The organism is Streptomyces albiflavescens (genome assembly GCF_014645835.1).
In the GTDB taxonomy this organism is placed as follows: Bacteria; Actinomycetota; Actinomycetes; order Streptomycetales; family Streptomycetaceae; genus Streptomyces; species Streptomyces albiflavescens.
This window is the reverse complement of record NZ_BMMM01000015.1, coordinates 47,684-71,146: the sequence shown is the minus strand read 5'-3', so window position 1 is coordinate 71,146 and position 23,463 is coordinate 47,684. Positions and strand designations below refer to the sequence as shown.

The 23,463-nt window shown below is 69.6% G+C and carries 18 protein-coding genes; 8 read left to right on the top strand and 10 right to left on the bottom strand.

Annotation, left to right across the window (positions count from 1 at the left end):
• Window positions 1-33 precede the first annotated feature (33 nt).
• Window positions 34-1,860: a phosphoenolpyruvate carboxykinase (GTP) gene (locus IEY95_RS33925; protein WP_189190019.1), complete on the bottom strand. Its 1,827-nt coding sequence runs from the start codon at window positions 1,858-1,860 to the stop codon at window positions 34-36.
• A 323-nt stretch (window positions 1,861-2,183) separates the two neighbouring features.
• Between IEY95_RS33925 and trhA the strand changes: the two genes are divergently transcribed.
• The 4 genes from trhA to IEY95_RS33905 all read left to right on the top strand — a co-directional run bounded on the left by trhA (window position 2,184) and on the right by IEY95_RS33905 (window position 6,262).
• On the top strand, window positions 2,184-2,894 hold the full coding sequence (trhA, locus tag IEY95_RS33920; protein WP_189190018.1) for a PAQR family membrane homeostasis protein TrhA: 711 nt from the start codon (window positions 2,184-2,186) through the stop codon (window positions 2,892-2,894).
• 329 nt (window positions 2,895-3,223) lie between these two features.
• Complete coding sequence (locus tag IEY95_RS33915; protein ID WP_189190017.1) at window positions 3,224-4,840, top strand: MFS transporter; 1,617 nt, start codon at window positions 3,224-3,226, stop codon at window positions 4,838-4,840.
• Window positions 4,837-5,532, top strand: coding sequence for a TetR/AcrR family transcriptional regulator (locus tag IEY95_RS33910; RefSeq protein WP_373294601.1), 696 nt, complete (start codon window positions 4,837-4,839; stop codon window positions 5,530-5,532). The genes IEY95_RS33915 and IEY95_RS33910 overlap by 4 nt, the downstream gene beginning before the upstream one ends.
• Window positions 5,533-5,536: 4 nt before the next feature.
• On the top strand, window positions 5,537-6,262 hold the full coding sequence (locus tag IEY95_RS33905; protein WP_189190015.1) for a Mut7-C RNAse domain-containing protein: 726 nt from the start codon (window positions 5,537-5,539) through the stop codon (window positions 6,260-6,262).
• Between the two features lie 71 nt (window positions 6,263-6,333).
• Here the strand turns inward: IEY95_RS33905 and IEY95_RS33900 are convergent, their stop codons facing one another.
• The 7 genes from IEY95_RS33900 to IEY95_RS33870 all read right to left on the bottom strand — a co-directional run bounded on the left by IEY95_RS33900 (window position 6,334) and on the right by IEY95_RS33870 (window position 16,650).
• Entirely contained in the window at window positions 6,334-8,754 is a 2,421-nt protein-coding gene (locus IEY95_RS33900; RefSeq protein WP_373294600.1) for a galactose oxidase early set domain-containing protein, read from the bottom strand.
• Complete coding sequence (locus tag IEY95_RS33895) at window positions 8,751-9,893, bottom strand: glycosyltransferase (protein ID WP_189190014.1); 1,143 nt, start codon at window positions 9,891-9,893, stop codon at window positions 8,751-8,753. Before IEY95_RS33895 ends, IEY95_RS33900 begins: the two co-directional genes overlap by 4 nt.
• A gap of 218 nt (window positions 9,894-10,111) precedes the next feature.
• Window positions 10,112-11,752, bottom strand: coding sequence for an ArnT family glycosyltransferase (locus tag IEY95_RS33890; RefSeq protein ID WP_189190013.1), 1,641 nt, complete (start codon window positions 11,750-11,752; stop codon window positions 10,112-10,114).
• A complete protein-coding gene (locus IEY95_RS33885; protein WP_189190012.1) occupies window positions 11,749-13,011 on the bottom strand; it encodes a glycosyltransferase in 1,263 nt (420 codons plus the stop codon). Before IEY95_RS33885 ends, IEY95_RS33890 begins: the two co-directional genes overlap by 4 nt.
• A 188-nt stretch (window positions 13,012-13,199) precedes the next feature.
• Window positions 13,200-15,239 carry a thioredoxin domain-containing protein gene (locus tag IEY95_RS33880; protein WP_189190011.1) on the bottom strand — a complete coding sequence of 680 codons (2,040 nt, stop codon included), beginning with the start codon at window positions 15,237-15,239 and terminating at the stop codon, window positions 13,200-13,202.
• A 45-nt stretch (window positions 15,240-15,284) separates the two neighbouring features.
• On the bottom strand, window positions 15,285-15,929 hold the full coding sequence (locus IEY95_RS33875) for a hypothetical protein (RefSeq protein WP_189190010.1): 645 nt from the start codon (window positions 15,927-15,929) through the stop codon (window positions 15,285-15,287).
• Window positions 15,930-16,065: 136 nt separating this feature from the next.
• Window positions 16,066-16,650, bottom strand: coding sequence for an ArsR/SmtB family transcription factor (locus tag IEY95_RS33870; RefSeq protein ID WP_189190009.1), 585 nt, complete (start codon window positions 16,648-16,650; stop codon window positions 16,066-16,068).
• A 93-nt stretch (window positions 16,651-16,743) separates the two neighbouring features.
• On the opposite strand from IEY95_RS33870, the gene IEY95_RS33865 reads away from it, so the two are divergent.
• Window positions 16,744-17,127 (top strand): hypothetical protein, encoded by a 384-nt coding sequence (locus IEY95_RS33865; protein ID WP_189190008.1) that lies wholly within the window; start codon window positions 16,744-16,746, stop codon window positions 17,125-17,127.
• Between the two features lie 92 nt (window positions 17,128-17,219).
• Window positions 17,220-20,423 (top strand): tetratricopeptide repeat protein, encoded by a 3,204-nt coding sequence (locus IEY95_RS33860; RefSeq protein ID WP_189190007.1) that lies wholly within the window; start codon window positions 17,220-17,222, stop codon window positions 20,421-20,423.
• Between the two features lie 549 nt (window positions 20,424-20,972).
• On the opposite strand, the gene IEY95_RS33855 is transcribed toward IEY95_RS33860, so the two are convergent.
• Window positions 20,973-21,230: a hypothetical protein gene (locus IEY95_RS33855; protein WP_229703549.1), complete on the bottom strand. Its 258-nt coding sequence runs from the start codon at window positions 21,228-21,230 to the stop codon at window positions 20,973-20,975.
• Between the two features lies 1 nt (window position 21,231).
• Window positions 21,232-22,092, bottom strand: coding sequence for a mycothiol conjugate amidase Mca (gene mca / locus IEY95_RS33850; RefSeq protein ID WP_189190184.1), 861 nt, complete (start codon window positions 22,090-22,092; stop codon window positions 21,232-21,234).
• A 193-nt stretch (window positions 22,093-22,285) separates the two neighbouring features.
• On the opposite strand from mca, the gene IEY95_RS33845 reads away from it, so the two are divergent.
• Both IEY95_RS33845 and greA read left to right on the top strand, forming a co-directional pair.
• Entirely contained in the window at window positions 22,286-22,687 is a 402-nt protein-coding gene (locus IEY95_RS33845) for a DUF4307 domain-containing protein (RefSeq protein WP_189190005.1), read from the top strand.
• 211 nt (window positions 22,688-22,898) lie between these two features.
• Window positions 22,899-23,402: a transcription elongation factor GreA gene (gene greA, locus IEY95_RS33840; RefSeq protein WP_189190004.1), complete on the top strand. Its 504-nt coding sequence runs from the start codon at window positions 22,899-22,901 to the stop codon at window positions 23,400-23,402.
• Window positions 23,403-23,463 lie beyond the last annotated feature (61 nt).

The window sequence follows — 23,463 nt, the reverse complement described above, 5'->3', positions numbered from 1 at the left end:
AGCCGGACCGGCCGCGGAGCTCGACGGTGGGCGTCAGCCCAGGCGCTGCACCAGCGCGCGGTACTCGTCCCACAGCTCCTTCGGCGTGTGCTCGCCGAAGGTGTTGAGGTGCTCGGGAACCAGCGCGGCCTCCTCGCGCCACACGTCCTTGTCGACGGTGAGCAGGAAGTCGAGGTCGGACTCCGAGAGGTCGAGACCGCCTGTGTCCAGGGCACCCTTGGCCGGCAGGATGCCGATGGGCGTCTCGACACCCTCGGCCTTGCCGTCGAGGCGCTCGACGATCCATTTCAGGACACGGCTGTTCTCACCGAAGCCCGGCCACACGAACTTGCCCGCGTCGTTCTTGCGGAACCAGTTCACGTAGTAGATCTTCGGGAGCTTCGTCTGGTCCTTGTCCTTGGCGACGTCGACCCAGTGGCCCATGTAGTCGCCCATGTTGTAGCCGCAGAACGGCAGCATGGCGAACGGGTCGCGGCGCAGCTCGCCGACCTTGCCCTCGGCCGCGGCGGTCTTCTCGGAGGCGACATTCGCACCGAGGAAGACGCCGTGGTTCCAGTCGAAGGACTCCGTCACCAGCGGAACCGCGCTGGCGCGGCGGCCTCCGAAGAGGATCGCCGAGATCGGCACGCCCTTGGGGTCCTCCCACTCGGGCGCGATGATCGGGCACTGCGAGGCGGGAACGGTGAAGCGGGCATTGGGGTGCGCGGCGGGCGTACCGGACTCGGGGGTCCAGTCGTTGCCCTTCCAGTCGGTGAGGTGCGCCGGAGTCTCCTCCGTCATGCCCTCCCACCAGATGTCGTTGTCGTCGGTCAGCGCGACGTTCGTGAAGACGGAGTTGCCCCACAGCGTCTTCATCGCGTTGGCGTTGGTGTGCTCACCGGTGCCGGGCGCGACGCCGAAGAAACCGGCCTCGGGATTGATCGCGTACAGCTGGCCGTCCTCGCCGAACCGCATCCACGCGATGTCGTCACCGATCGTCTCGACCGTCCAGCCCGAGATCGTGGGCTCCAGCATGGCGAGGTTCGTCTTGCCGCAGGCGCTCGGGAAGGCGGCGGCAACGTACTTGGACTCGCCCTGCGGCGGCGTCAGCTTCAGGATGAGCATGTGCTCGGCCAGCCAGCCCTCGTCGCGCGCCATGACGGAGGCGATGCGCAGGGCGTAGCACTTCTTGCCGAGCAGCGCGTTGCCGCCGTAGCCCGAGCCGTACGACCAGATCTCGCGGGTCTCGGGGAAGTGCGAGATGTACTTCGTGGAGTTGCAGGGCCACGGCACGTCCGCCTCGCCCTCGGCCAGCGGCGCTCCGAGCGTGTGCACAGCACGCACGAAGAAGCCGTCGGTGCCGAGTTCGTCGAGGACCGGCTGTCCCATGCGCGTCATCGTGCGCATGGACACGGCGACGTAGGCGGAGTCGGTGATCTCGACGCCTATCGCGGAGAGGTCCGAGCCGAGCGGGCCCATGCAGAACGGGACGACGTACATCGTCCGGCCCTTCATCGAGCCGCGGAAGACGCCCTTCTCACCGGCGAAGATCTCCCGCATCTCGGCGGGGGCCTTCCAGTGGTTGGTCGGGCCCGCGTCCTCCTCCTTCTCGGAGCAGATGAACGTCCGGTCCTCGACCCGCGCGACATCGGTCGGGTCGGAAGCGGCGTAGTACGAGTTGGGGCGCTTGATCGGGTCGAGCTTCTTGAAGGTGCCCTTGCGGACGAGCTCCTCGCTCAGTCGCTCGTATTCGGCCTCGGATCCGTCACACCAGACCACGCTGTCCGGCTGAGTCAGTTCGGCGATCTCGTTGACCCACGAGATCAGTTCCTGGTGATGGGTGGGGACGACCGTAGTGGGAGCCGCGATGTCGCGCGCCACGATTGCTCCTAAATGAGGGGTTTTGTTGTTGTGCCCCGTGGGGGCTGCGACCCGGATGCTTCACGGTGGTGGATCTCTGGCGCTCATCCGGTGCCGACCGCACTCATTTGATCATCCGACTGAACCGCGCATATGTCCAGAGGAGGTCACACGTGAGCGGCGTGAGCATCGCCACTCGCCGGAAGGTTTCCCTCCACACACCCCGGGTTCATCCCGGGTACCCCTGGGAAGTCCGGCCACCCGCGTGAGACCATGGCCACTATTGGCGGTTCATTACGCCGGACCGATACGTAACTTACGGTTCCGTAGGTACGATTCGGCGCATGACAGCGCCCGTCCCCGACGCGCCCACGGACTCGCCGGCCGCCGGCCACGGTCCCGCGCTCCCGCTCCCGCATCCGGTCAAGCCCAAGCTCCGCGGCTGGCTGCATCTCGGTATGTTTCCGGCCGTACTCATTTCCGGCCTGATACTCACCGCCCTCGCGGACTCGGCGCGCGGCCGTATCGCCTGCGGGATCTACGTGCTCACGGCCTGCCTGCTGTTCGGAGTGAGCGCGCTCTACCACCGCGGCAACTGGGGCCCGCGCATGGACGGCGTGCTGCGCAGGCTCGACCACGCGAACATCTTCCTGATCATCGCGGGCACCTACACGCCCCTGACGATGCTGCTGCTGCCGGACGCCAAGGGACAGTGGCTCCTGTGGGGCATCTGGGGCGCGGCGGCGGCCGGCATCATCTTCCGCGTGTTCTGGGTCGGCGCCCCGCGCTGGCTCTACACCCCCTGTTACATCGCGATGGGCTGGGCGGCCGTCTTCTTCCTCCCGGACTTCATGCGCACCGGCGGGATCGCCGTCCTCGTGCTGGTGATCGTCGGCGGTCTGCTCTACAGCGCGGGCGGCGTGATCTACGGGATCAAGCGTCCCAACCCGTCACCGCGCTGGTTCGGCTTCCACGAGGTCTTCCACTCCTTCACCCTCGCGGCGTTCGTCGTGCACTACGTCGGAATCTCGCTGGTGGCCTATCAGCACGGGTGACCTGCGACCCGGTTCCCCGCCGGGTCTTTCCGACCGACTCCTCTTCAGTGGCCGTGGCTTGGAAGCCGCGGCCACTTCGCATGTCAGGACGGCGACGCCGACCAGCACCAGGCCGACGACGGCCGGCGTCCCCCAGGCGATGAATCCGGCCACGCACAGCACCGCCGCGAGCAGCGCCACCACCCTCGTCACCAGGACGTTCACCTCACCCTCCCCTCCAGTGATCACATTCCGTACCTCGCCCCGATCTCAGAGTGACACGCGGCACTGACAATGAACCCGACCGAATAGATTGACAGGCACCATCTTTTGAGAGTTACTCTCATTTCATGGTGACTCTCACTCAGGATGGCGCCGAGCGGCGCGACCCTCGCCGCTGGTGGGCCCTCGGGGCCTTGGTCGCGAGCATGCTCGTGCTCGGTTTCGACATGACGATCCTCAATGTGGCGCTGCCGACGATGGCCCGTGACCTGGGCGCGTCCACGGGCCGGCAGCAGTGGATGGCGGACGCGTACGTTGTCGTCTTCGCCTCGCTGATGCTTCCGGCAGGCCTGCTCGGCGACCGCTTCGGGCGGCGCCGGATGCTCATCACCGGCCTCGGCATCTTCCTGGCCGGCTCCCTGGTCGGCGCCCTCGTCGACGACGTCACCCCAGTGATCGTCGCCCGCGCCCTGATGGGTGTCGGCGGCGCGCTCGTGATGCCGCTCGCGATGGCCGTGCTGCCCTCGCTGTTCGGACCCGAGGAGCGCACCAAGGCCGTGGGCGCGGTCTCGGCCGCCTCCGCCCTCGGCCTGCCGCTCGGCCCGATCGTCGGCGGCTGGCTGCTCGACCACTTCTGGTGGGGCTCGGTCTTCCTGGTCAACGTGCCGATGGCCGCCATCGGCATCGCCGCCTGCGTTTTCCTGCTCCCCGAGACCCTCCCCCACTCTCGGCTGCGCTCGAGCGGGGGGACCCCCATCCCGGCCTCGCCCAAGGTCGACGCCGTCTCCACCGGACTCACCGCGGCCGGCCTCAGCACTCTGATCTACGCGATCATCGAGGCCCCGCACCGCGGCTGGGGCGACCCGCTGATCCTCGGCTTCTTGGCGGCCGCGATCGTCCTGGTCGCACTGCTCGTCGTACGCGAACGCCGCAGCGCACGCCCGATGCTGGACCTCTCCCTCCTCGCCCAGCGCGGCTTCCTGCTCAACACGCTCGCCGCGACCCTCGTCATGTTCGTGCTGTCCGGGCTGATGTTCGTGCTGCCGCAGTATCTGCAGGCGGTGCTCGGGCACGACGCGTTGGCGACCGGGGTGCGGATGCTGCCGATGATGGGCGGACTGCTGCTCGCCTCCAGGGGTGCCGGGCCACTGCTGACGAAGTTCGGACCGCGCGCGGTGATCAGCGCCGGACTCGTCGCCCTCGCCTTCGCCGCGATACTCGGCAGCCGTACGTCGGTCGACGACGGCTACGGCTTCACCGCCCTGTGGCTGTCCATCGCCGGGATCGGCTTCGGCTTCGCCGTGGTCCCGGCGATGTCCGCCGCCCTCGGCGCCCTGCCCCGCGACCGCGCCGGCAGCGGCTCCGGGCTCCTCATGACGGTGCGCCAGGTGGGCGGCGCGATCGGCATCGCCCTGCTCGGCTCGCTCCTCGCGAGCGCGTACAGCGACCGGCTGGACACCTCCGGCCTGCCGCACGCGGTCGCGGACACCGCCTCCGACTCGGTGGTCGGCGCCCATGTGGTCGCCGCGCGGCTCGGGGACCGCGCGCTCGCCGCCTCCGCGGACGCCTCGTACATCCACGGCATGGACCTGGTCCTGCTGGTCAGCGGGATCGCGGCGCTCATCACCGCGCTGCTGGCCGCCGCGCTGCTGCCCCACCCCAAGCCGGCTCCCGACGCCGCCCCCACCTCCGCCCGCGCGGAGGGCACCGACATGGCCCCGTCCCCAGCGGATGCCGGACAATGAGCACCATGGCCGCCACCGCACACAGCTCCGCTTCCGCCGCGGCGCCCCAGCCGGGGCTCCGCGAGCGGAAGAAGATGAAGACCCGGATCGCGATCCGCGACGCGACGTACCGACTGATCCAGGAGCAGGGGTACGACGCGACGACCATCGAGCAGATCGCGGAGGCGGCCGAGGTCTCCCCGTCCACGGTGTTCCGCTACTTCCCGACCAAGGAGGACATCGTCCTCACGGACGAGTACGACCCGGTCCTTGAGCAGGAGCTGCGGGCGCGCCCCGCGGACGAGCCGTGGTTCGACTCCCTGCGGTACGTGCTGCGGAAGGCCATCGGCCTCGGGAACACCGAGGAGCCCGAGGTGACACGGCTGCGGACGCGGCTGATGGTCGAGGTCCCCGCGGTGCGCTCCCGGATGATGGAGAGCATGTCGGTCACCGGCCGCCTGCTGTGCCGGGCCATCGGGGAGCGCGTCGGCCGGGACCCCGAGAGTCTCGAAGTACGCGTCTTCGCGATGTCGCTGATCGGCGGCCTGATGGAGACCTCCCTGTACTGGGCCGAGGGCGGCCACCAGGAGGACTTCGCCGACGTGGTGGACCGCGCGGTGGACGTCCTGGAACACGGTCTGCCCCCCGCGGCCCGGACCGTGCCCGCAGCCGGAAATCCGGAGGCCACAGGCACACCCCGCATGACATCCTGACCATGTGAACGGACCGGAGATCCACGTCGAATTCGCCCCCGAACTGGGGCTGTTCGTCCCGCACGGGCGACGCGTCGGTGCCACGCAGGTCGGCACCGACGGCTCCTCCACGCTCGGCCATGTCATCGAGTCGCTGGGCGTCCCGCTGACGGAGGTCGGCGCCCTGGTCGTGGACGGCCGGGAGATGCCGTTCGCGCACATCCCGGCGGCCGGAGAGACCGTGGAAGTCCGTGCGGTCGAGCGCCCGCAGCAGGTCCCCGGGGCCCCGCTCCGCTTCCTCCTCGACGTCCACCTCGGCACGCTCGCCCGCCGCCTGCGCCTGCTCGGCGTGGACACGGCGTACGAGTCCACCGACATCGGCGACCCGGCCCTCGCGACCCGTTCGGCGGCCGAGCGGCGCGTGATGCTCAGCCGCGACCGCGGACTGCTGCGCCGCCGCGAGCTGTGGGCCGGCGCTTTCGTCTACAGCACCCGGCCCGACGACCAACTCCGTGACGTACTGGCCCGGTTCGCGCCCGAGCTGAAGCCCTGGACGCGCTGCACGGCGTGCAACGGCCTGCTCAAGGAGGCCACCAAGCAGCAGGTCGACGACCAGCTGGAAGGCGGCACGCGGCGGTCGTACGAAGTCTTCGCGCAGTGCGAGGAGTGCGGGCGCGCCTACTGGAAGGGCGCGCACCACGACCGACTGGAGGCCATCGTGGAGCGCGCCCTCGCGGAGTTCGGGAGCTGACGAGAAGAGCTGGTGCCCCAACAGGCAACGTTCGCCCCGCTCCTTGACGGGCAAACGTCGCCTGCCGGGCACTAGCGGCGCTTCAGATCAGCCTTTCCGCAGGCCAGTCCGTCTTTGTTGGGATCGAGCCCCAGCGGATCGTCCTTGCCGTTGATCTTCAGCCGCCCGTAGTCGTTCTTCTTCAGCCAGGCGCAGCGGGAAGCCGTGGTCTTCTTCACGCCGTCCGGGAAGGCCGTCGGTACGCAGACGTTGATCGTGCCGTAGTGGCGGTCGCAGCCGGAGATCGTGGTGCTCACCTTCTGCGAGCTCCGCTTCTTGCCCGCCTTCGCCACCGCCCCCTCGAGGGAGTCGGCGAAGGAGTGGACGTGTGCCGAGGCGGTGTCCGTGGCCAGCGCGGACGGGCCCTGGAGGTGCACCCACTGGGCGACCGACGGGACGCCGTTGGCGTCGACCGCGAAGAGCATGTACCAGCCGGGCGGCGCCAGGTCGGGATTGCTCGTCACGTTCAGATCGACGTTGTTGCCGTCGACGGACAGCGGCAGGTCCACGAACCGCTGGTTCGGGTCCGAGGAGTGCGTCACCGCGGCCGGGCGGATCAGCTCGGCCTTGACGATGGGCCGGTCGACGGTGATGCGCTGGGTGTCGCCGTACACCCACTCGTTGTCGATCACCGAGGTGATCGTCGGACGAGTGCCCTTGAGCAGGTAGGGCGGGGTGTAGATGGACACGTTGTGGTTCCAGGTGCCGTTGCCGGGGTTGTCGCCGGTGGCCATCACGCGGCCGTCGGGCAGCAGGAACGCGGAGGAGTGGTAGCCGCGAGCCTCCGGGTCGGCGGCCACCGGGTCGAAGGTCGTGGTGGCCGGGTCGAAGATCGAGGCCTCGTAGACGGGGTTGGCGCGGTTGTGCAGGCCGCCGCCCGTCTCCAGGACCTTGCCGTCGGGCAGGAGTACGGCGGAGACGTACATCTTGCCCTGGTTGCCGGTCTCGGCCACCGGGCCGTTGCCCAGGTCCACCGTGCCCTGCGGGATCTGCGGGCCGACGGTGTACGCCGGGTTGGCGGCCTTGAGGTCGATGATGTCGGTCAGCCGGTTGGCGTCCGGGTTGGAGTCGATGTTGCCGCCGCCGATCGTCAGGACCTTCTGGTCCTGGGCCGGGGGCAGCAGCACGCTGGCGGACTGGTCGCGTTCGTCCTTGTTCTGGAGCCCGGAGACCGCGGTCGTCGTGTTGGCGTCGTAGTCGTAGATCGCCGAACCGGTGCCCGGGGTGCCGTTGCCGAAGACATGGCTGCCCGAGTAGAACAGCCGCCCATCCTGCATCAGGATCATCGACGGGTACAAGCCCCAGAACGACCAGGTCTGGTTGACCTGCCACAGCGGCAGCCACTTCTGCTCCGCGTTCGACCAGCGCTCGGCGGTCACCGAGCCGGACGAGTCCTCGCGCAGACCGCCGAAGGAGATGATGTCGCCGTTGCCGAGTTCGGTGGCCGACGGATACCAGTGACCGTCGTTCAGGTCGTTGGTCTTGCTGTACGTCTCGGTGACCGGGTCGAAGATGTACGAGTCCTTGTACCCCTCGTACCCGTGCCCGCCCGCGACCGGGAACGCCTTGTTGCCGCTCATCACCAGAACGCGGCCGTCGGCGAGCTGGACGTGCCCCGCGCAGAACATGTCCTTGGGCGTGGGGATCGTCTTGTACGTGCCGTTCGCCGGGTCGTAGACCGCGCTGGTGAACGTGCCCGCGTTGAACTGCTCCTCGCTGTTGCCGGAGCCCGCGATCAGCAGCACCTTGCCGTTGTTGAGGACGACGGAGTGCATGGAACGGACCGGGTTCTGCGTGGGCAGCACCGTCCACTTGCCGTTGGCGCACTCCTCGGCGGTGCCGGTGCAGGAGGCCGGCGGGATCGGGTCGGAGACCTGTTCCATCGTGTAGTCGTCGGTGGTCGCGGAGCCGGTGCCGTAGACCGAGACGCCCCAGGTGATGCGGTCCGTGCCCGCCGGGACGGCAGGGGTCCGGACGGTCGCCTGGGTATAGCTGCCCGCCATGTCCAGCGTCTTGAGGTCGGTCCAGTACTGCCAGCCCGCCGTCGTGTCGTGCCGGAAGAGCGTGATGGCGGCGTCGGGAGTCGTCGTCTTGTACCAGAGCCCGAGGTCGTACTGCTTGCCCGCGGTGACCACCGGGGCGCAGGTGGTGTCCTCGGTGATCAGCGCCTTGCGGTCGCCGTCGGCCCGGCGGGTCAGCGTGACCTTCATGGCCTTGGAGCCGGAGTGGGAGTCGGCGACGGTGGAGAAGGTGAAGTCGTTGTCGCCCCAGCCGGACTTCTCCCAGCAGTACGGCATGCCGTCCGTACCGTCGGTCTCGAAGCCCGGGTTCTTGACGAGGTTGGCGGCGGACGCGGGCTGCGGCGAGACCAGCAGCATCCCCGCGGCGAGGCCCGCCACGGCCAGGAGTGAGGTTCTCCGCCGTGGTCGTGGCACGTATTGCATACGTTTCATGCGGCTCTCCTTGCTGTGCGGCTCCCGCCCGCGGACTTGCTGCTGCGGCGCGGCAGATAGACCAGCGCTTCGGTCCCTACGAAGCGCAGGACGAAGGTCGTCACCAGGGCCAGTGCGGTGGCGGAGAGTGCGCCCATCCCGAAGCGGTCGACGAAGAGCGCGATCAACGGGATGCGCAGCACCAGATCGGCGTTGGCGAGCAGCGCGAACCGGCCGACGCGGTCCCACCAGTGCCGGTGCTTTCGGCGCTCACGGAAGAGAAGGTGCTCGATGAGCAGGAAGTTCCAGGCGACCCCGAGCTGATTGGCGAGGATCTCGGCCGGTACGTAGTGCAGTCCGGCGGCGGTCAGCGCGTACAGGCCGAGCAGGTTCGGTACGAAGCCGGTGGCGCCGATCAGTCCGAAGATCACCATGCGGGCGACCGGCGAGATAGTGCGCAGCCCGACGAGGTGGCGCAGGAACCGGAAGCCCTCCTGCGCGGTCGACTTGGACTCGCCCGCGAACCGGTCCTGGAAGACGAAGGGCACCTCGGTGACCTGGCGGGGGCGGCTGCGCACCGCAAGTTCGAGGAGAATCTTGTAGCCGAGCGGCTGGAGGACCTCCGCGGTGACCGCGCTGCGGCGGATCGCGAAGAACCCGCTCATCGGGTCGCTGATGCCGTACAGCTTGCGCGGGAAGAGCGTCTTGGTCAGCCAGGTCGCGCCGCGTGAGACGGCGATGCGGTAACCGCCCGCGAGCCCGGCGCGGCTGCCGCCCTTGATGTAGCGGCTGGCGACGACGAGCCCGGCGTTCGCCCGCTCACCGGTGGCGACCAACTCCGGTACCAGCGAGGGGGGATGCTGGCAGTCGCCGTCCATGACGACGATCCAGTCGGACCCGGCCGCCTTCATCCCCTCGACGACCGCGCCGCCGAGTCCGCCGACCGGCTCCTCCCGGTGCAGGACGGTGACCGGGAAGGGGCAGTCCTTCGCCGCTTCGTGGATGACCTCGGGCGTGTCGTCCGTGGAGTCGTCGACGAAAACGACCTCGCAGGGCAGTCGCGCGGGCACCGACTCGGTGATCTGCTGCAGCAACTCCCGTACGTTCGCGGACTCGTTGAACGTCGGTACGACGATGGTGACGGCGCCCGGCTCGGGCACTGCATTTTCGGGCTCGGTTCGCCTCCGGGGCGCTCCAGCCGGTGTCGAGAGGGCGATCGTGCTCAACCCTTCGGGCCTCCGCGCTCCCCCACTCTCGGCTGCGCTCGAGCGGGGGGACCCCCATGCCCTCTCGACACCGGCGCGCCCCCTCGGCTCACTCGCGGTGGCAGCGCGTACGGCCGGGTCGCCCAGCTCCTCGGGAACAGTGGACTCGTAACTCATCGGGAGCCTCCCACGGTCTCGATGCGGCGGATCTCGATGCGGTCCTCGCCCTTGCCGAAGGTGGCCACCGGCGTCGAGTGCTCGATCGCCGCCTTGACGTTGGGCAGGTCGACCGCGTCGCGGCGTACCGTCGGGGAGGCCACGACGTAGTCGAGGTCCTTCCAGCCGCGCGGCATCGTCTTGGTCACGGCGGGGTCGAGGTCGGCCTTGTAGAACCAGATGACGCCGAGCCCGGGCCGGTAGCCGTCGTGGACGAGGTCGAGCCAGAGGGCGTCGTCGACGAGGACCCGGGTGTCCTTCGGGTCCTTCACCTCGGTCTTCAGCCACGAAGAGGCCGCCCGGTAGGAGGCGTTGGCGTCGGCGGTCACGGCGGTGCGGTCACCGTCGTACCAGCGCGGCACGACATAGGCGCCGGCGGCCACCACGAGCACGGCCGCAAGCCCCCGGCGCCCCCAGGTGACGTACGTCCTCTCCTCGTCGCGGCGCCACCTGCGCAGCACCGCGTGGGCCACGCTCGCGGTGCCCCCGGCGAGGACGAGCGCGAGGAACGGCAGCGCCTGGATGACGTACATCGCGGGCAGGTAGCCGCTCGGGCGCAGCGCCACCAGGGCGAGGATCGCCACGGTGAGCGCGGGTCCGGCCAGGGCGCGCGCGGTCACCGACCAGCGCCAGGTGACCAGGAGGAGCAGGGCGCCCGCGAGGCCGCCGAGCGGCAGTACGCGGTCGTAGTACAGCCAGGACTGCAGGACGCCGTAGGAGCCGGTGCCCCGGTCGAGGATGAAGCCGGAGCCGGGGCGGCTCATCTGGTACGTGATGCCGTCCCAGAGCGAGACGTGCCCCGAGCCGGGGAGCAACTCGCCCTTGAGCAGGGCGAAGAGCGGGTACGCCAGGCCGATCAGCACGCAGGCGGTGACGGCGCCGGTGAGCGCGAACTTGCGGGTGTCGCGGTGGCTGTGCCGCCACATGGTGACCATCAGCGCGGGCAGGATGACGAGCATCGTCTCCTTGGTGAGCACGGCGGCCGCGGCCGCGATGCCCGCCCCGAAGTGGTGCCAGAGATGCCGGCTGGGGGACGCGGCCAGGCAGAACGCCAGGAGCGTCCACATCACCGCAATGTTGTCGAGGAAGATCTCACGCTGCAGCACGACCGACAGCGGCGAGAGTCCGAAGAGCAGCATCGCGAGCCCGGCGGCCCACTGCGGCAGCGAGAGGCGGCGCGCGAGGATGTACACCAGGACCGCGCTGATGGCGCTGATCAGCAGCATCGCGACGCGCATCGAGCCGACGGTCATCAGTGAGGGGCTGAAATGAGCGGGGATCCAGGTCAGTACGGCTATCTGGATCCAGCCGAGCGGCGGGTGGTCGTACCAGTACGTGTAGTGAGCCAGGCCCTTGCCCTGCTGGACGGCCCAGGCCTGGGCGAGGTAGGTGCCCTCGTCGTCGCTGAGCGTCGGATAGGCGGCGATGTTCCAGCCCTGGACGACGAGGATCGCCGCGAGGAGTACCGCGCACAGGATCAGATCGGAGCGCGAGCTGCGAAAACGCAGGACCGGGTGGGCGTTGGGGACGATTTTGGGCGCACGAGGCCGCTGCGCGGGGACCGTGGGTGTGGTCGCCGCGGGAAGAGTGGAGGTCACGCGGGAACGTCCTCTCGGATCACTTCGGTGAGATGCGCGCCGACATGACTGGTCAACTCCCAGTCATTGCGGCCCCGTTGCTCGCGCCATACGGCACGCACGGCGGCGCCCGCCAGCAGCACCTGGTAGAAGGGACCGCCGACAATGAGCTTCAGGTAGTGGATGAAGCGGACTCGAAGCCCGTACTGCTTGCCGAAGTCGTGCAGTCCGACCAGCTCGAAGACGAAGGTGACCAGAGCGGTCACGGCCGGCAGGAACGTGATGAAGGCGACGCCGACCGGCACGTCGAGGAAGAGCGCGATGGCCACGTTGAGCGGGATGACCACACCGGAGACGGCCTGCAGGTACGGCGTCATGAGCGTGTAGCGGGCGAGCAACCGCTGCCCGAAGCTCGGGAGTTGCTTCCAGTCCTTCTTCCGGTAGACCTGCAGAAAGCCCTGGTTCCACCGGGTGCGCTGCTTCATCAGCGACATCAGGCTGCCCGGGGTCTCCTCGCGGGTCACCATGTCGGAGTCGTACGCGACGACGACCTTCTTGCCGACGCTGGAGAGCCGCACACCCAGGTCGCAGTCCTCGGCGAGGCAGTTGGGGTCCCATCCGTCGGCTTCCCGCAGGACCTTCGTCCGTACGAAGACGGTGTTGCCGCCGAGCGGGATGAAGCCCTTCTGCGCGTGCAGATGGAGCCGGGAGCGGAACCAGAAGAAGTACTCCAGGCAGTTGCGCAGGCTGTACCAGCTGGAGTGGAAGTTGATGAGCTGGACGCCACCTTGGACGACGTCCGCGTCCGTCGTACGGAACGCGTGGTCGACGTGGGCGAGCAGCTCCGGATGGACCTGGTCCTCGGCGTCGAAGACTCCGACGACGTCGCCGCGACAGTGCGGCAGCGCCGTGTTCATGGCCTTCGGCTTGTTCTTCTTCTCGTGGTGGTCGACGACGACACGGACGCGCGGGTCGCGCTCCTCGGCGGCCCGGGCGACCGCGGTCGTCTCCGGGTCGTCGTGGCCGACGATCACGATGATCTCGAAGTCGGTGTGGCTGGACTCCAGCAGTCGCTGGATCGTGTGGTCGAGCACGGCCTGCTCGTGCCGCGCGGGCAGCAGCAGCGAGAAGGACAGGCTCTCACCGCCGTCCGGACTGCTGAACCGGGTGGAGGCCAGCACTTCGGGCGTACGCCACGCGTGCATCTGCCACCACAGGGTGAAGGCCGCCATCCAGAAGAGCGCAAGCGAAACGGCAGCGATGAAAACAGACGTGAGCAACAGATCCCCCCAGATCCCCAAACCCCCTGTCGCGACAGCGAGTCACATCTGCCGCGCACCGTGGAGAGACTAAGTGGGAACTGTGAAGCCTGTGGGCTTTTCAAATAAATAGAATGTTTCGGAATCCTCAGTCGAAGAAGGGGATGTATCCGGCTACGTCGGAGGTTTCCGGTCCACGGGTGACTGTTTCAGACGGCGCTTACGCTGCCGAGCGCGTCCTTCAGTCGCTGGACATCCGATGTCGGAGCGTCACAGGTGAAGTTGCGGCAGACATACGCGGCCGGCTTTCCGTCAACCAGCGGGCGACCGGCGAGCAGGGGCAGCTCGTCGCTCTCCGGCGCTCCTACGGCGACCACGGCGCCCGGGGCGGTGCCCAGAAGGGCCGTACGGTGCAGGGCCTTGGTGGCCGGATCGTCGGCCGGCCCCACGATCGCGACCTCGCGCGGCCCGTCGAGGAGCGCCTCGGCGACCGCCAGACCCCAGCCGATGAAGCGGGGCGCGCGCGGGCCGAGCGCCTTCACCACACCCAACGCCCGCTCGGCGGCGGCGCGATGGGGTTCGGCGCCGGTCTGGGCGGCATAGCTCAGCAGCGCCCCGGCCGCCGCGCTCCAGCCGGAGGGCGTGGCGTTGTCGGTGGGATCCTGCGGCCGGCGGATCAACTGCTCGGCGTCGGCCGCCGTGTCGTAGAGCGCGCCCGACTCGGAGTCGATGAACTGCTCGATCACGTGGTCGAGCAGGAACCCGGCGAATTCCAGCCAGACACCTTCCCCGGTGACGGACGCGAGCGCGAGGAAGCCCTCGGCGACATCCGCGTAGTCCTCCAGCACTCCCGTGTTCGCGCCGACTTGACCGTCCTTGCTGGTACGGGCGAGGCGCGCGCGATCGTCCATGTGCAGCCGTACGAGCAGGTCGGCGGCGCCGATCGCGGCGTCCACGAGGTCGGGGCGCCCGAAGTAGGCGCCGGTCTCCGCGAGGGCGGCGACGGCGAGCCCGTTCCAGGCGGCGACCACCTTGTCGTCGCGGCCGGGGGCGGGCCGCTCGGCACGCGCGGCGAGCAGCCGCTCGTGAATCGAGGCGATCACCGCCGCATCGAACACGCCTTCGTGCTGCGGGAGTTGGAGGACGGACGCACCCTCCTCGAAGGTTCCCTCCTCGGTCACCCCGAAGTAGTGGGCGGCGAGTTCGGCGTCGTCGCCGAGGACTTCACGCAGCTGCTCGGTCGTCCATACGTAGTACGCGCCCTCGACATGCCTGCCGGTCCCGTCGTCACTGTCGGCGTCGAGTGCGGAGGCGAACCCACCCTCGCTGGTGCGTAGTTCGCGCACCATGAAGTCGGCGGTTTCGAGGGCGACGCGGCGCGCGAGCTCGGAGCCGGTGGTACGCCAGAGATGTGCGTAGACACGGCACAGCAGGGCGTTGTCGTACAGCATCTTCTCGAAGTGGGGCACGATCCAGTCGCGGTCGACGGAGTAGCGGGCGAAACCGCCGCCGAGCTGGTCGTAGATGCCGCCGCGGGCCATCCGCTCGCAGGTGTCCTGCGCCATCTGCAGGGCACCCTCGGAGCCGGTCCGCGCGTGGTGCCGCAGCAGGAACTCGATCACCATGGACGGCGGGAACTTGGGCGCCCCGCCGAAACCGCCGCGCGCGGCGTCGTACTCCCGGGTGAGCCCGAGGAGCGCACCGGCGAGCTCCTCCTCGCCGGGCACCCGGTCGTCGCCGAAGCTCATCTCCCGCCCGGCGAGATCCCGCACGATCTTGCCCGCGACCTCGGCGACCTCGTCCCGCCGGTCGGTCCAGGCGCTGTGCACGCCCTCCAGGACCTGCCGGAAGGCGGGCATCCCGTGACGGGGCGCGGGCGGGAAGTAGGTACCGAAGTAGAAGGGCGCCGCGTCCGGCGTGAGGAACACGGTCATGGGCCAGCCACCCTGCCCGGTCGCCGCCTGCACGGCCTCCATGTAGACGGCGTCGACGTCCGGCCGCTCCTCGCGGTCGACCTTGACGCTCACGAAGTGCTCGTTCAGATACGCGGCGGTCGCCTCGTCCTCGAAGGACTCGTGCGCCATGACGTGGCACCAGTGACAGCTGCTGTATCCGACGCTGAGCAGGACCGGTTTGTTGCTCTTGCGGGCCTCGTCGAAGGCCTCGGCCGACCAGGGCCACCAGTCGACGGGGTTGTCGGCGTGCTGGAGGAGGTACGGGGACGTCTCATGGGCCAGTCGGTTCGGCATGGGTTCCATCCTGCCGCAGTACCCCGCACGCCGGGCGTCAGGCGTCTACCAGACGGTGACCTCGAGTTTCGCCGGCCCGGCGGACGGGGCGGTGAGGACCTTGAGGTAGACCGTGCGGCCCTGGTCGGTCGCCAGGCAGAACCCGCCGCCGCGTGTCGCCGGCAGCGTGTAGGTGCCGTTGCGGTCCACGCTCTGGGCGCACTCCTCGGCCGTCGGGGCGGCGCCCGAGCCCGGCAGCGGGGCCAGCGTCATGTGGGAGTCCGGCACGAACAGGTCCGGAGCACCACCGGTCGACGCGCTGATGATGAGGTCCGCGCCCTTGAGCATGGAGTTCGCCACCACGACCGGTTCGGACGCGTCGAACTCGATGTACGAGCCCGAGTTGGTCGTGTCGGCCTCGATGACCTTCGGACCGAACGCCGCCTTCGCCGCCTTGGCGCTCTTGCCGGGCTGCGCGGCGGACTCGTCGGCGGACCCGCCCGTGGCTGTGGGGCTCGCCGCGGCGGACGACCGCGTCGGCGCCGACTGCACACTCTTGTCGTCCGACGAGTCCGGCCGGCTCGCCATGATCGTGACGATGATTCCCACCAGCGGGATGACGATCCCGACGACCCACCAGGCCCAGCGGGGCTGGTGCGGCTGCGGCGGTCCCGGCGGCGGGCCCGTGAACGAGCTGTTGTCCGCAGACATCTACTCCCCCGTGGCTGTCCTTGCGATGTGTGCGATCACGATAGCCACACCGGCCGCCCCTTACACCAACCCCCACATGCCCCAGGGTTTACGGAGCCCGACGCGCCGGGTTCCTGTCGGGCGGTGAACGAGCGCATCACCCGCCCGTCGGCTCGCCTTCTGGCTCTTCTACGGCGTCCGGAACGGCGTAGAAGCGCAGGCTCACCGGGCGTGCTCCCTCGGGGGCGTCTTCACGGGAGTGGCTGTGGCGGTCGAGGAGGGCGTGGTACTCGCGCAGGAACGCGCGGAGTTCGTCCTTGCTCATCCAGGCGCCGTGGCGCTGGACCTGGGCCCAGCCCTCCGGACCCCGGTACTCCTGGTGGGCCCGGCGGAACAGCTCGGTGTCCACGTCGATCTTCAGCAGGGCGAGGTGCTCGGCCGCCGCGTACTCCTCGGCGGTCATCGTGGCCGGGTCGGGCGTGGTGTGGCTGAACGGCAGCGTCCGCCACCAGCGTTCCCGGCCGCCCGACTTCTCGGGGATCTCCTCGATGAGGCGCTGCTCGGCGAGTTTGCGCAGGTGGTAGCTGGTCGTGCCGGAGCTCTCGCCGAGTTCCTTGGCGAGCACGGTCGAGTTCGCCTCGCCGTGCCGGCCCAGGTACTCGAGGATGCGGCGGCGCAGCGGGTTGCCGAGGGACTTGTACAGGGCGGTGCGTTCGACGCTGGTCAGCTCGGGGTCGGGCATGCGGCCACGGTATCCCCGGCCCGCTTCCCTTCGCAGAGCAAGTTCTGCAGAATTTTCTTTGCAGAATTTCCTCTGCGGTTCTATCGTGGTGGCATGCGAACGAAATGGGCTCTGGTGTTACTCGGCGCCACCGCCGTGGCGCTCGTGCCGTGGATGGTGCTCCTCGTCCGTACGCTCCCGGCGAGCACCGAGGTGCGGAACTGGCAGGTGGCATGGGTGGGACTCGATGTACTGATGGCCGCGGGGTGCGCGGCCACCGCCGTGCTGGGCTTCCGCCGCAATCCGCACGCCCGGCTGACCGCGTCGGCGACGGCCGCGGTCGCGGTGCTCGACGCCTGGTTCGACATAACCACCGCGCAGCCGGGCGCCGCCCTCGTCCAGGCCCTGGCCTGTGCGGTGGCGGAGGCGGGGCTCGCCTGCGCATGTGTGTATCTCGCACTGTCCATGGCGCACGCGGTGTGTGAAGGACCGGGGTAGTACTGCCCGAATGATCGCAGGGCCTCTCGCCTTCCCGTCCCGCACGAAGGACACTCATGGGCCAAGGAGTTGCTGCCGGAGGGGGACGTGACATGCGGGACAGCCATCGGGCGGAAGCCGAGCGGCTGTTGGCCCGGGCCGTCGAGGAAGAGGTCCGGCGTTCGGGTGGGCGCGTTGACGGGGGTGTGCTGCTGTCCCGGACGCGGGCCGCGCTCGACGCGATGGGACAGACGGCCGGCGAGGAGTACGAGGCGTATACGCGGGCCCTCGACGACGCGGAGGCGGGACAGCTGACGTTCGCGCAGCGCTATGCCCAGGACGGTGCTGGAACTCCCGTACTGATAGCGGCCGTTGGGGCAGTGGCCGCCGTCGTCGCGGATCTTGCGCTGGGCACGGGCGCAGGGACGGCGATCGGCGCGGGTGCCACGGTGGGGGTGGTGGGCGCGGCGGCCACCGTGCTCAAGGTGACGGCCTCTCATCTGCCGGCCGCGAGCCGCCGGGCCGGTGCCATCGCGCAGCCCGGCGGCCCCGAACAGCTGCGCCTGCAGTGGCTCACGGCCCTGGAAGTACGAGGCATCCGACCGTTCCTCGACCAGCAGCGGGTCATCAGCGCCTCCACGAGCGCGAAGCAGGGTGCTCCCCAGCTGCGGCGTACCGACAAGAGCGCGGCGGCGCGACGGCGCAGTGTGCTGGAGCAGTCGTTCGGTCAACTGCCCGAGCCGGACGGGCCGTTCGCGGGACGCCGGGCCCAGCTGTCACGGGTCGCGCAGTGGGTGCACGCGGCGCGCGCCAGCACCGAGACGAAGCCGACGGTCGTGGTGCTGCACGGCGCGCCCGGCTCCGGCCGCAGCAGCCTCGCGATCCGGGCGGCGCACGACCTCAGGGACCAGTTCCGCGGTGCCTGCGTGGTGGACCTGCGCGGCGACAGCCCGGACGACCCCCCACTGACCACACGCGACGCCCTGCTCCACCTCCTGAACCGGCTCGGCGCACCGCGTGAGCAGCTCCTCTTCCGTGAGCGTTCCTCACCGGACCAACAGGTCAGGCGGCTGAGCGAGTTGTACCACCAGCACCTGGCGGGCCTGCCGGTGACGATCGTCCTGGACGACGCGAGCGACGCCGAGCAGGTGCGCACCCTGGTCCCCGAGCGCTCGGAGAGCCTGGTCCTGGTCACCGCCCGCACACCGCTCGACCTGCCCGCCGACCTCCCCGCCTGGGTGCACCAGCTGCCCGTCGAGGCGCTGGACGCGGCAGGCGCCGAGGAGCTGTTGAACGCGACGGCGCAGGACAAGTCCGGCCCGTACGACGCCGAATCCACCGACCGCGTAGGGGAGTTGTGCGGCGGCCTGCCCCTGGCCCTGCGCATCGCGGGCTCCTCCCTCGGCCCCCGCACCCCGCGCCAACTGGCCACGGACCTCGCGGCATACGGCCCCGTGGAACCGGTCGAGCGAGTGCTGTGGCTGCGCTACACCGACCAGTCGGACATGGCGCGCCGACTCCTGCGCCGACTGGCCCTGGCCGGCCGCGCCTCCCTGGGCGCGGCCGCCGCGGCATCCCTGCTGGCCACCGACGAACCGGAGGCCACCCGCCAGCTGACCGCGCTCTCCCAGGCGGGCCTGATCGACCATGTCCGCGGCAGCCGCTACCGCCTGCACGACCTCGTACGGGCCTTCGCGGGAGCCCGCCTCCTGGACGAGGAGGAACCCTCCGAGCGCACGGCCGCGCAGGAACGCCTGATCGTGAACTACGCGGAGCTCGCCGACTCGGTGATCCGCCTGGTCGACGGCAAGACGTCCACGCGCGCCGATCAGTTCGGGCCGCACGGCTTCACCTCTCTCGACGCGGCCCTGCGCTGGCTGGACGACGAGTCGAGCTTCATCACGGCGGCGCTGCGGCACGCGGAGGGCGTGAACCAAGCCGCGGTACTGAACCTCCTGGGCGCCCTGTGCGACTACTGCCTCCTGCGCGGCGACCTCTACCGCCTGGGCGAGATCAGCGAGTTGACCCAGGCGGTCGACCAGGGCCTGCTGGTGCGCTCGGTCCAGTGGCGCACCGGCATCGCGGCCCGCCAGCTCGGCGAACTCGACAAGGCACGCACGACCCTGGCCTCGGTCGTGGACCTCTACTTCGAGGCCCATCACGACGCGGGCGCCGCCCGGGCGCTCTGCTCCCTCGGCATCACCCTGCACCACCAGGGAAACCTCACCGAGGCCGCGGCCAAGCTCCAGGAGGCCATGGACCTCCAGGCCTCCCCCGACCTTGCCGCCGACCGCGCCTGGACGATGCACGCGCTCGCGGCGGTGGAGCGCGACAGGTCCCGGCTCGCCCGCGCCCTGGACCTGCTGACCGAGGCCCTGGTCCTGCACCGCGAAGGCGAGTCCGTACACGGCGAGGCGTGGGCCCACTTCCAACTCGGCCAGCTCGGTCTGCGGATGGGCGACGTACCGCGCGCGGAGCGCGAACTGCGCGAGGCTCTCGACCTGTACGGCCGTACCCGTGACGCCCGCGGCGAGGCCTGGGCCCTCACCCAGCTGGCCCGCGCCCGGCTCGTCGAGGGCGACCCGACCTCCGCGGTCGCCGGCCTGCGCCAGGCGGCCTCCCGCCACCGCGAGAACGAGGACGCGCGCGGCGAGGCGTGGACGATCTACTACCTGGGCCAGGCCCTGGAGGAGACCGGCAACCTGGACCAGGCGGTCCGTGAACTGGAGCGCTCCCGCACGATGTTCTCCCGCATGCGCGACGTGTACGGCCTCGCCTGCGCCCGCCACCACTCGGCCCGCGTCACGCGCGACCAACGGGCCGCCCAGACGGGTTCGTTGAGGAACTCGGGCTTCGCCCGCCAGCTCCTGGTCGACGCCCGCGCCGACTTCCAGCGCATCGGCGTCGCCCACGGCGAGGCCTGGACCTGCCTCGAACTGGCGGTCGTCGACGCCGGCAACGCCCGTACGCAACAGGCCCTGGCCCTGTGCGAGGAGGCGATCGACCTCTTCACGTCGTACGGCGACCGCCGGGGCGAGGACTGGGCCAAGTTCCTGAGGTGCACCCTGCTCCCCTACGCCGCTCCCGGCGGCTACGAGGTCGGCGCCGCGGTGGCCCAGGAGGAACTGACCCAGCTCTCCGGCACCGGACATCCCTCCCGGGACGGAAAACTGGACGACTACATCGAGGCGTACCAGCTGCTGCTGGAGCGTGGCGTGGACCTGGACGCCGGCTGGCAGGCCTGGCGACTCGGGATGGTGCCGGGGCGGCATGCGCGGGATGTGATGGGGGTGGCGGTCGGCGCGGGGCGGGAGTGAACCCGCGCGGCGCCGCCGGCACGCGGACACCGCCGCTGCGGATCCCCGCCGGGCATGCGGCGGGGACCGCCGGACTGTGGCGGAGACCGCCGGACTGTGGCGGGAACCGCCCGGCTGTCGCGGGAACCGCCCGGCTGTCGCGGGAACCGCCCGGCTGTCGCGGAGACCGCCCGGCTGTCGCGGAGACCGCCCGGCTGTCGCGGAGACCGCCGGGCTGTGGAGGCGGCGGCCGCCAAGGGGCGGCAGGGCTCTCCCCGGCGCCTAGGCAGCGGTGTGCGCGGCACGTCCGGTTGTCCGGAGTCGGTGTGTCGCGAAGCCGTATCCGCGCGACGCCCGCGACCACCGCGGAGTCCGCGTCGACGCGAGCGAGATGTACGTCCGCGTCAATGGCACAGCGGGCGCGCACTCCGGCCATCCACGGTCGGAGTCCGCGCACCTGCTGCTGTTGTTGTCCGTGAAGTACCTGTCCCTGGCGGGCCACTCCCGTTGAGTGCCACGCACGCGCCAGGGGCGGCACGCGCCAGAGGCGGCACGCGCGAGGGGACGGGCTCAGCCCTTCGCGGGCGAAGCCTTCCCGCTCCCGGTGATCCCGGCATCGGCGCCCTTGCCGGAGGACCCCGCGCCCTTCTGGGCGTCCTCCTCGAAGGTGACCTTGCCCATGTGCCGGTTCATGGACTTCATCAGCCCCCACACCGCCAGGGCCATCACCGCGAAGACGATGAAGCCGAGGACGCCGGGGGTGACCTTGTTCTGGTCGACCTCCTTGGCGAGGGGGACGAGCTGTGTCAGTGCCAGGCTTGCGCTCATGTCAGGCATTGTCGCGGATGCCCGCAAAGAGGTCGTCCTCGGGGAGGGAGGTATCGACGAAGGACTTGGCGAGCTCGTACTCCTCGGTCGGCCAGACCTCCTTCTGGATCTCCATCGGGACCTTGAACCAGCCGCCGTCGGGGTCGATCTGTGTGGCGTGCGCGATCAGCGCCTTGTCCCGGATCTCGAAGAAGTCCGCGCACGGAACATGCGTGGTCAGCGTGCGCTCGGTGCGCTCGAACTCCGACCAGCGCTTCAGCCACTCCCCGTACGGCGACTCCAGACCGCGCTCCAGCAGGGCATTGTGCAGCGCCTCGGTGCGCGGGCGATTGAAGCCCTGGTTGTAGTAGAGCTTCTGCGGCTGGAACGCCGGACCGAACTCGGACTCCGGGTACTTCTCGCGGTCCGCCGCACCGTCGAACGCCACCATCGAGATCTTGTGGGTCATGATGTGGTCGGGGTGCGGGTAACCACCGTTCTCGTCGTATGTGGTGATCACCTGCGGGCGGAAGGAGCGGATCTGCTTGACCAGCTCGCCGGCCGCCTTGTCGACGTCCTCCAGGGCGAAACAACCCTCGGGGAGCGGGGGCAGCGGGTCGCCCTCGGGCAGGCCCGAGTCGACGAAGCCGAGCCACTCCTGCTTGATCCCGAGGATCTCGCGGGCCTCGTCCATCTCCTTCTTGCGTACCTCGTGGATGTGCTCCTCGATGTACTCATCGCCCTGAAGCTTCGGGTTGAGGATGGAGCCGCGCTCCCCGCCCGTGCAGGTCACGACCAGCACGTCCACCCCCTCGGACACGTACTTCGCCATGGTCGCCGCGCCCTTGCTCGACTCGTCGTCGGGGTGGGCGTGCACGGCCATCAGTCGCAGCTGGTCAGTCAAGACTCAATCCTCGGTCAGTCGGCTGTCGCCTCGTAGGTCGGCTGTCGGCGCCCGGCGTGAAACAGCGCGATGGGCGGCTTCTATAGTGACGGAATCGGGGGGCCAATAATTCCAGGGCCCGGTCACGGGGCCCCTTCCAGGACATTGGTCCCGGCCGGCCGAGAGGACGATCATGAGTACGGCGAGCACGCAGCTGCCCGAGGGCCGGTACGGCCGCTCCGCGGACGAGCGCGCCGACCGGAAACTCAAGGCCATCGGAACTGTACTGGGCGTCGCCCTGCTCGCCCTGGTTGGCTGGTTCGGTTTCCACTACGTCGTCGGCAACAAGATCAGCGCCGAAGTGATCACCTTCAAGGCGGCCTCGGACAGCGCTGTCGAGGTGCACCTGGAGGTGCGCAAGGACGCGGACGCCCATGGCTACTGCACCCTGCGCTCGCAGAACGCCGACGGTGCCGAGGTGGGTCGCGCGGACTTCCGTTTCGACCAGGACTCCTCACGCATCGACAAGGTGGTTACCCTGCGTACGACGGCCCTCGGCTCCACGGCGGAGCTGCTCGGCTGTCACGCGGACTGAGCGGAACGGCACAGGCGCGGACACAGGCACCGACACGGGTCGGCATCGCCCTTGACTCCTACCCGCTGACCTGCACTGACGAAATTCTGATGCCTTATGTCCTCCCCCTTGAGCCACTGAATTGTTAGGCTCGTGGTTTCGCCCACCCGTGAAGGAACATTCTTCTGGGTAGGGCGATGCTTTGTATTCCCAGTACCTACGAGGAGCACCTGTGACCCAGACCAGCGAGAACGTCACCTGGCTGACCCAGGAGGCGTACAACCAGCTGAAGGCCGAGCTGGAGTACCTGTCTGGTCCTGCGCGCACGGAGATCGCCGCCAAGATCGCGGCCGCGCGCGAGGAGGGGGACCTGCGCGAGAACGGCGGGTACCACGCGGCCAAGGAGGAGCAGGGCAAGCAGGAGCTCCGTGTGCGCCAGCTGACCCAGCTTCTGGAGAACGCCAAGGTCGGCGAGGCTCCCGCGGCGGACGGTGCGGTAGCGCCGGGCATGGTCGTCACCATCGCCTTCGACGGCGACGGCGACGAGGACGACACCCTGGACTTCCTGCTGGCCTCGCGCGAGTACGCCAGCTCTGACATCGAGACGTACTCGCCGCAGTCCCCGCTGGGCTCCGGTGTGAACGGCAAGAAGGTCGGCGAGGACGCCCAGTACGAACTGCCGAACGGCAAGTTCGCCTCGGTGAAGATCCTCAAGGCCGAGCCGTACCAGGGCTGAGCCCAGGACCGGCGACTACGGCGATGCCCCCGGCCGCGCGGCCGGGGGCATCGTCATGTCC

Bases quoted from the DNA above. Each gene is read 5' to 3' on its own strand.
- trhA (WP_189190018.1), top strand. From the start codon at position 2,184: ATGACAGCGCCCGTCCCCGACGCGCCCACGGACTCGCCGGCCGCCGGC.
- IEY95_RS33915 (WP_189190017.1), top strand. From the start codon at position 3,224: ATGGTGACTCTCACTCAGGATGGCGCCGAGCGGCGCGACCCTCGCCGC.
- IEY95_RS33910 (WP_373294601.1), top strand. From the start codon at position 4,837: ATGAGCACCATGGCCGCCACCGCACACAGCTCCGCTTCCGCCGCGGCG.
- IEY95_RS33900 (WP_373294600.1), bottom strand. From the start codon at position 8,754: ATGAAACGTATGCAATACGTGCCACGACCACGGCGGAGAACCTCACTC.
- IEY95_RS33880 (WP_189190011.1), bottom strand. From the start codon at position 15,239: ATGCCGAACCGACTGGCCCATGAGACGTCCCCGTACCTCCTCCAGCAC.
- IEY95_RS33875 (WP_189190010.1), bottom strand. From the start codon at position 15,929: ATGTCTGCGGACAACAGCTCGTTCACGGGCCCGCCGCCGGGACCGCCG.
- IEY95_RS33870 (WP_189190009.1), bottom strand. From the start codon at position 16,650: ATGCCCGACCCCGAGCTGACCAGCGTCGAACGCACCGCCCTGTACAAG.
- IEY95_RS33865 (WP_189190008.1), top strand. From the start codon at position 16,744: ATGCGAACGAAATGGGCTCTGGTGTTACTCGGCGCCACCGCCGTGGCG.
- IEY95_RS33860 (WP_189190007.1), top strand. From the start codon at position 17,220: ATGCGGGACAGCCATCGGGCGGAAGCCGAGCGGCTGTTGGCCCGGGCC.
- IEY95_RS33855 (WP_229703549.1), bottom strand. From the start codon at position 21,230: ATGAGCGCAAGCCTGGCACTGACACAGCTCGTCCCCCTCGCCAAGGAG.
- mca (WP_189190184.1), bottom strand. From the start codon at position 22,092: ATGGCCGTGCACGCCCACCCCGACGACGAGTCGAGCAAGGGCGCGGCG.
- IEY95_RS33845 (WP_189190005.1), top strand. From the start codon at position 22,286: ATGAGTACGGCGAGCACGCAGCTGCCCGAGGGCCGGTACGGCCGCTCC.